Origin of the sequence: Burkholderia sp. JPY481 (assembly GCF_038900515.1) — a bacterium.
GTDB classification, from domain to species: domain Bacteria; phylum Pseudomonadota; class Gammaproteobacteria; order Burkholderiales; family Burkholderiaceae; genus Paraburkholderia; species Paraburkholderia youngii.
The window spans coordinates 1-255 of record NZ_JAYMRT010000215.1; the positions used below are offsets into that span (position 1 = coordinate 1).

Annotated in this window: 1 protein-coding gene; it reads left to right on the top strand. The window is 63.9% G+C overall.

Going from position 1 to position 255, the window contains the following annotated elements:
* A partial coding sequence (locus VSR82_RS40410; protein WP_498858965.1) for an ATPase, T2SS/T4P/T4SS family occupies positions 1-255 on the top strand: 255 nt, incomplete at both ends.

Consider the following 255-nt stretch of genomic DNA (forward strand, 5'->3'; position numbering starts at 1 on the left):
GCCCGCCGACGATCTCGCGCAGGCGATCAACCAGGCCTATGCGCGCCAGGACGGCAGCGCCGCGCAGGTGGTCGGCGAAGTCGAAGGCGAAGTCGATCTGTCGCGGCTGATGCAGGACATCCCCGAGCTCGAGGATCTGCTCGAATCGGAAGACGACGCGCCGATCATCCGTATGATCAACGCGCTGCTCACGCAAGCCGCACGCGAGCAGGCATCGGATATTCATATCGAGCCGTTCGAGAATGCGTCGGTGGT